The 6,693-nt window shown below is 65.2% G+C and carries 4 protein-coding genes and 4 pseudogenes; 4 read left to right on the plus strand and 4 right to left on the minus strand.

What is annotated here, in order from left to right:
* Nucleotides 1–153 precede the first annotated feature (153 nt).
* Entirely contained in the window at nt 154–1,164 is a 1,011-nt protein-coding gene (locus tag ACFWBT_RS40645) for an esterase/lipase family protein (RefSeq protein ID WP_385709187.1), read from the plus strand.
* A 390-nt stretch (nt 1,165–1,554) separates the two neighbouring features.
* On the opposite strand, the gene ACFWBT_RS40650 is transcribed toward ACFWBT_RS40645, so the two are convergent.
* Complete coding sequence (locus ACFWBT_RS40650) at nt 1,555–1,812, minus strand: helix-turn-helix domain-containing protein (RefSeq protein WP_385709189.1); 258 nt, start codon at nt 1,810–1,812, stop codon at nt 1,555–1,557.
* Nucleotides 1,813–2,033: 221 nt separating this feature from the next.
* Here ACFWBT_RS40650 and ACFWBT_RS40655 point away from each other — a divergent pair.
* Nucleotides 2,034–3,228: pseudogene (locus tag ACFWBT_RS40655) on the plus strand (IS3 family transposase).
* Nucleotides 3,229–3,252: 24 nt separating this feature from the next.
* On the opposite strand, the pseudogene ACFWBT_RS40660 reads toward ACFWBT_RS40655, so the two are convergent.
* Nucleotides 3,253–3,558 (minus strand): annotated as a pseudogene (locus ACFWBT_RS40660) (IS5/IS1182 family transposase); the annotation flags it as partial.
* Between the two features lie 128 nt (nt 3,559–3,686).
* On the opposite strand from ACFWBT_RS40660, the gene ACFWBT_RS40665 reads away from it, so the two are divergent.
* The gene (locus ACFWBT_RS40665) at nt 3,687–4,121 is read left to right on the plus strand and encodes a hypothetical protein (protein ID WP_385709192.1); all 435 of its coding nucleotides are present in this window, start codon (nt 3,687–3,689) and stop codon (nt 4,119–4,121) included.
* A 36-nt stretch (nt 4,122–4,157) separates the two neighbouring features.
* On the opposite strand, the pseudogene istB reads toward ACFWBT_RS40665, so the two are convergent.
* A pseudogene (gene istB, locus ACFWBT_RS40670) lies at nt 4,158–4,685 on the minus strand (IS21-like element helper ATPase IstB); the annotation flags it as partial.
* A pseudogene (gene istA / locus ACFWBT_RS40675) lies at nt 4,676–6,079 on the minus strand (IS21 family transposase); the annotation flags it as partial. The pseudogenes istA and istB, both read right to left, overlap by 10 nt.
* 125 nt (nt 6,080–6,204) lie before the next feature.
* On the opposite strand from istA, the gene ACFWBT_RS40680 reads away from it, so the two are divergent.
* Nucleotides 6,205–6,693, plus strand: a 489-nt coding sequence (locus ACFWBT_RS40680; RefSeq protein WP_385709195.1) for a transposase, incomplete at its 3' end; no start/stop codon positions are given.

Genomic DNA, 6,693 nt, shown 5'->3' on the forward strand with positions numbered 1-6,693 from the left:
ACACCTCCCTCAACGGCACGGGAGCCCTGTGTGTTGCGGGCATCCACCTCATGCCACCGCCGTCACCCGATCAGTGGCCACGCTGAAAACGCTCAAGGCCTCACCCCTGTTCTGCGACACTGGAACACCTTTGAGTAATCCGACGATTCCAGCATGGGTATTTTCTACTCATTACTAGGATCGGATGCCAATCTTAGAATCTCCAGAGCCCGAAGGGTTCCGAAGAGCCGTCAACTGGAGAATTTCTTGCGTTTCACTAGGCCACTTTCCTCCCGATCTTGGGCGCGCAGCCTTCTTGCTTCTGCCGCTGCGTCCCTCATCCTCACGGTCGGGTTTGCACAGAATTCAGCTCACGCGGATCCGCTATATCCTGTTCCGACAGCACAAAAGCTTGCCGACCCGAATGTCAAGGGTGCCAATGATTGGTGGTGCAAGCCCAATGCGGCACACCCCAGGCCGATTGTCCTCGTCCACGGGACATTCACCGCAGCATCCGCCGTATGGAATACCCTGTCTCCGGAACTGAAGAACCAGGGGTATTGTGTATTTGCACTCAACTACGGTGAAAAGTCAGGGGTTCCGCTTCTAAAGGGAATAGCACCGGTAGCTGGTTCGGCCCGTCAGCTCAGCGACTTCGTCGACGGGGTTCTGGCCGCAACAGGGGCCAAGAAGGTCGATATGGTCGGCCACTCGCAAGGCGCGATGATGCCGCGCTACTACTTGAAGTATCTGAACGGAAAGGAGAAGGTCAACTCGCTTATCGGGTTGGGACCGACGAATCACGGCACCACCATCGACGGAATCGCGACACTGGCCGCTCGCATACCGGGAGCCGCTGACGTCTACAGGAGTCTCTGCCCCGCCTGTTCCGAGCAGCTTGCCGGCTCTTCCTTCCTGGAAGACCTCAATGCAGGTGGTGACGTTGTTCCCGGCGTTTCCTACACGGTTATCGCCACTCAGTACGATGCTGTCGCCACTCCGTACCAGAAGCAGTTTCTCACCGGCGCCAACGTACGGAACGTCGTTCTCCAGGACCTGTGCGCTGCCGACTTCACTGGGCACGCAGCTCTAACGTTTGACCGGATAGCATTGCACGAAGTGCGTAATGCCCTCGATCCCGCAAACGCAAGTCCGTCCACGTGCTGGACGGCGGTCACTGGCTGAGCCGCTCAGCTAAGGAGCGCAATCTCCTCGCTGTTCGCAGCCGTTGTCTGCAAGAAAGGGTGCGCGCTCTAAAGCGCTTGCCCGCGTCACTGACTCCTGCGGGGAGGGGCTGCCCCACGAGCAGCACCTCCCCGCAGGAGTCCTTCGCAGAGGCATGAACAGAGCACCGTTTCATCCCGGTCCAAGGCAACGTGGCGAACAGCTCCGCTTCCAGATCCACCAGCAGCTCGGCATAGAGGCGGTCTCGCAAGCGAAAGCGTCAACTCTCAGTACTCGCGGTCTGGTGATGTATCTACCCTGGACCCGCCGCCGAGGTGAGCAACAGCATCCGGCTCGGCTACTTCAAGTCGCACACTTCGGCCTCGATCCCTGCCGCCCGTGCTGCCGCGGTCAGAGAATCCAGCGCCATTCGGACGGTCCCGACTCGTCGAAGGCCCACAGTTCCCCGACGGGCTCCCACCGCAGTCGCCCCGGCGGCACGGTCTTGACCAGAGCGATGATTCTGGAGCGTTCCTCCTCGGTGATCCGCCGTTTACGGCCCTGCCCGCCCAGATCATCCAGTCCCTGCAGGCCCAGGCGGTTGAAGCGGTGCAACCAGCAGCGGATCGTTTTCTCGCTGCAGCCCAGCTCCACAGCGATTTCCGGCACTCGTAGCAGACCAGCTCAGCTCGATCATCCGGGCCCGCATCACCACATCGCGCGGAACCTTCCGTGCCGCGACAGCCGGCGAACGACGGCCCGCTCGTCCGCGTCACGCCCCGGTCGTGCCCATAAAACCATCGCCCAGCACCCGCCCCGGGCACCGTCAGCTACCCCGCGAGCGCCGATGGCGATGGAGGGACTACTCGGACGAGTTCAAGGACGATGCCGTGGCCCTGTACGAGTCCACACCTGGGGCGATCTACAAGAGCATCGCCGCTGACCTGGGTGTCAACCGGGCGACCCTGCGTGAGTGGGTGCTGCGGGACCGCGAACGCCGTGGCATCACCGCCGCGATTGCGAAGCCGGGCGCCCAACGTTGGGAGGCGGTGCCGTCCGCTGATCCGGACGAGCGGGTGCGGCAGTTGGAGGCGAGGGTGGCCGAGCTCGAGGCGAGTGAGCGCAAGCTCGCCACTGAGCGGGACATCCTCCGCAGGGCGGCCAAGTATTTCGCCGGAGAGACGAACTGGTGAGGAGCCGCTTCCAGTTCGTTGACGACCATCGGAACACCTACGAGGTGTAGCGGCTCTGCCACGTCCTGGACGTGAACCGGTCCGGCTACTACAAGTGGCTTGCCGGCGCCGAGGCCCGGGCCACCCGGCAGCACAAGGACCGGATCCTGGCCGAGGAGATCCGCGAGGTCCACGGCGAGTCCGGCGGCGCCTACGGCTCCCCGCGAGTGACGGCCGAGCTCCGTGAGAAAGGGCGGCGGGTCAACGAGAAGCGGATCGCCCGGATCATGCGGACGTTCTCCACCACCGGGATCCGCCTGCGCAGACGCGTGCGCACCACCGTCCCGGACCCGGCGGCCTCACCGGTCCCGGACCTGTTCCAGCGGGACTTCACCGCTACCGAGCCGGGGCGCAAATACATGGGCGACATCACGTATCTCCCGCTCGCAGGCGGGGAGTTCCTCTATCTCGCGACCGTGCTGGACTGCTTCAGCCGCAAGGTCGTCGGCTGGTCCATCGCCGACCACATGCGCACCGGCCTGGTCGCCGACGCACTGCGGATGGCGGCCTCGACCCGCACCCGCCTGGACGGTGCCGTGTTCCACTCCGACCACGGGGCCCAATACGAATACCGGGCCTTCGCCGGCCTATGCGACCAGCTCGGGGTCACACGGTCGATGGCGCGGTCGGCACCAGCGCCGACAACGCGGCTTGCGAAAGCTTCCACGCCTCCCTGAAACGCGAGACCCTCCAGGGCGCCCACGACTACGGCGACTCCGCTACCTGCCGCAGGACCGTCTTCGCCTGGCTGACCCGCTACAACACCCGCCGCCGGCACTCCGCCAACGGCCACCTCAGCCCCAACGAATACGAACACCGACACCACACCGCTAAACTCACACTCGCCGCGTGATCAATAGCCGCGTGCCCACCTCCACTAGGTGGCGGGCAGGACTTCGCGGCGGTGGGTCCAGCGAGTCAGTTGCTTCCAGCGTTTGTGGTCGGCGAGGGCGTGTTCGACGGTGATGCGTTTCGAGGAGTGCCGGTGGCGGGCTCGCCGACGGGCTTCAAGGACCTCGGGCGGGCTGATCTTGTTGCCCTTTCTCGGCGGTGTCACCGCCTGCCCTGGGTGATCACGACGGAGCCCGAGATAGCCGTCGTCCAGGAGGACCTCGACATCGGGAAAGTGCTGGAAGCAGATCCCGATACCTTCGTTGCGTGCGGCGGTCGCATCATGCATCCGCCTAAGCCTTGATCCACCGATTCGATGTCTGTGGATAACTCTTCTTGAAACAAGGAAGTGCCTTGTGACCTGCGATGATGGGAGTTCTTCAGGCTTCCAGCACGCACAATCAGCAAGGCACTTCCGAGATGCAAGTTTCCCATACGCCGGCGGCGGTCTCCGCTCTGTTCGATGATCCGAATCTGATCGCGCAGGCCGGGCTGGTCCCGGTGCTGCGACTGGCCGAGCGGTGCGGGCTGTCGCGGTTGGTGACGGAGAAGGTGAAGCTGGCCGGGGCGAAGAACGGCGCGGGTGCGGCGGCAGACGCCAAGGTCACCAGCATCGTCGCGGGTATGGCCGCGGGCGCGGACAGCATCGACGACCTGGCGATGGTGCGTCACGGGGCGATGCCGGTCGTGTTCGGCGGTATTCGCGCCCCGTCCACGCTGGGTACGTTCCTGCGTGCGTTCTCCCACGGACACGCTCTCCAACTCCACGCCGTGCACCGCAGGTTCCTTGCGGAACTGGCCGCGCACACCCCACTGCTGCCCGGCTCGGACGCGATTGTCCGCGTACTCGTCTGAGTGCACCATCGCGTACGAAGTTATGTGCGCCACTGCTCAGGCCACGTCGGTCTCCTGTTCGATGGCCTGGAGGCGGTTCTTGAGCCGGTAGCTGTTGCCATTGATCGAGACGACTTCGCAGTGGTGCAGGAGGCGGTCGAGGATCGCGGTGGCCAGGACCTCGTCTCCGAAGACCTGGCCCCATTCGCTGAAGGTCTTGTTCGAGGTCAGGATGATGGATCCCTTCTCGTAACGCTTGGAGGTGACCTGGAAGACGAGGTTCGCCTCGGCTCGTTCGAGGGGCTGGTAGCCCACTTCGTCGACGACGAGGACGGCGGGGCGGAGGTAGCTGGTGAGCTTGCTCATCAACCGCCCCTGATCCTCAGCGGCCTTCAGGTGGCGGACCATGTCGTCGAGGCTGGTGAAGTAGATCGAGTAGCCGGCCCGGCAGGCCGCGACGGCCAGGGCGACAGCGAGGTGTGTCTTGCCGACCCCGGGTGGCCCGAGCAGAGCGACGTTGGCCTTGTCCGCGACGAAGGAGAGGGTGGCCAGGTCTTTGACCTTGCGGGGGGCGAGGTCGGGCTGGTGGTGGTGAAGGGGCGGGTGCCGGTCAGCTCGTCATAGACCGACAGCGGACGGCGGCCGACCTCGACGTGTGCGGCGGCGGCCCGGTTCAGCAGAGCCTGCAGTGGCCCACCCGGTGCCCCCAGGGGCTGCCCGCGATGGGGCGAGGGGAGATCGTCCCCGGTGGTGACGCGGCGGCCGCCGCCGGTGGGCAGGCCGTCCCAGTGGGTCTCGTCCACGATGCGGGCGCCTCGGCCGACTGCCCGTCGATGGACGGCCAGCAACGTCTGACCGTTCGCGTCGGCGATGGTGGAGTGCAATGTGACCTGGGACTTCGTCGCCCGGACCTCGACCAGCTGGCGAGGACGGATCTTGCGGGCGGGGACCGAGTAGAGGTTCGCGTCGAAGGCGACCAGACAGTCCTTGCCGACATGCCGCAGATGCCGCTGCGTGACGACATATGCAGTCGCCGGCAACGGACGAAGAGCTGTGTGATCGCGCACGGCCCGGAGCCCGATGATCTCTCCGTGGGTGCCATGGACCTTCGCTCGCCGCAGTGGCACCCAGGCGGCGAAGGCGGCGTTGATCTCCTCGATGGAGGAAAAGGCCCGCCCGGCGAGCACATGGTCCCGGACGATGCCGACCTGGCGCTCGACCCGTCCTTTGCCCTGGGGCCGGTAAGCGGCCAGCACGTCGACGTCGAAGTCGTAATGCCCGGCGAAGGCGACCGCTTCCGGGTGCAGCGGGACCGCCTCACCCGGAGCAACGTGCCGACGCACGACTGTCTTGGTGCGGTCGTAGACGATGCTCATCGGCACTCCGCCGAAGTGCGCGAACGCCAGCCGGTGACAGTCGAAGAACGTCGCCAGATCCTGGCCGGTGGTGAAACAGCAGAAAGGATCACGCGAGTACGACAGTGTCATGTGGAACGAGTAGACCTTCGGGATGCCCACGTGAGCCAGGATCTTCCCTTCGTCACCCCAGTCGACCTGGGCCTGAGCACCTGGAACGACCTCGAACCGCCGGTGCAGTCCCGCCAATTCGCCGGGACCGATGCCCAGTTCCTCCGCGATCCGTGGCCGGGCCTCCTGCAGGTAGAGCTTCACCCGCTGGTAGTTGATGCTGACCGCGTAGTCCTGGACCAGACGTTCATGGATCACCGACGCCTTCAGCAGGACCTCGGACCTGAGCATCGCGTCGATCAGCGGCGCAACCTCGTCCACCACCCGCCGATGCCTGTGACCGGCCGCTTCCCGCTTCGGCGGCGCGGCCGAAGACGGATCCATCAAGTACTTGCTGACCGTCCGACGGTTCAGCCCGGTCTCCTTGGAGATCTCCCGCAGGCTCATCGCACCGGACTCATACAGCGGACGGAACCGCCTCAACTCCAGCCACCGATGTGGATCCAACACCACCGTCAGCCGCCTCCCTGCCACCCCGAACCGACAGCAGCAGACTCACGGTCTCCACCCCGTCACCGCCCCGAAAACGGAGCGCATTCCTCCGTACGAGGTGGCGCACGTTCACTTGTACGCCGACAGTGGGCAGCCATGCGGTGCTGGATGCGGAACTCGCCGGCTGCCGGACCGGTGAAGTCACCCTGGTCGGCCGTCTGCCCCGGTCCTGCGCTGCGGGCCAACTGGTGCTGGCCGACCGCGAGTTTCTCGGTGTCCCGCTGTGGCGGGCCTTCACCGACAGCGGGGCCGACCTGTTGTGGCGGGTCCCGGCCAACCGCGTTCTGCCCGTCCGCAAGGTACTGCGTGACGGATCATGGCTCTCCGTCATCCACGCCGGCACCGACCCGGCGAAACGAGACCCGGTGCAGGTCCGCGTTCTGGCCTACCAACTCAAAGGCCCCGCCACGAGCTCTGGAGGGAGCGACTATCGCCTGGTCACAACCCTGTTGGATGCCCGCCGCTATCCAGCCCGGCAGCTGGCCGCCCTCTATCGCGAGCGCTGGGAGATCGAATCCGTCTTCGCCGAGATCAAGACCTGCCAGCGCGGCGCGAAAGTGGTCCTGAGCAGCAAA

The sequence above is a fragment of the Streptomyces sp. NPDC060027 genome (assembly GCF_042737005.1).
Lineage (GTDB): Bacteria > Actinomycetota > Actinomycetes > Streptomycetales > Streptomycetaceae > Streptomyces.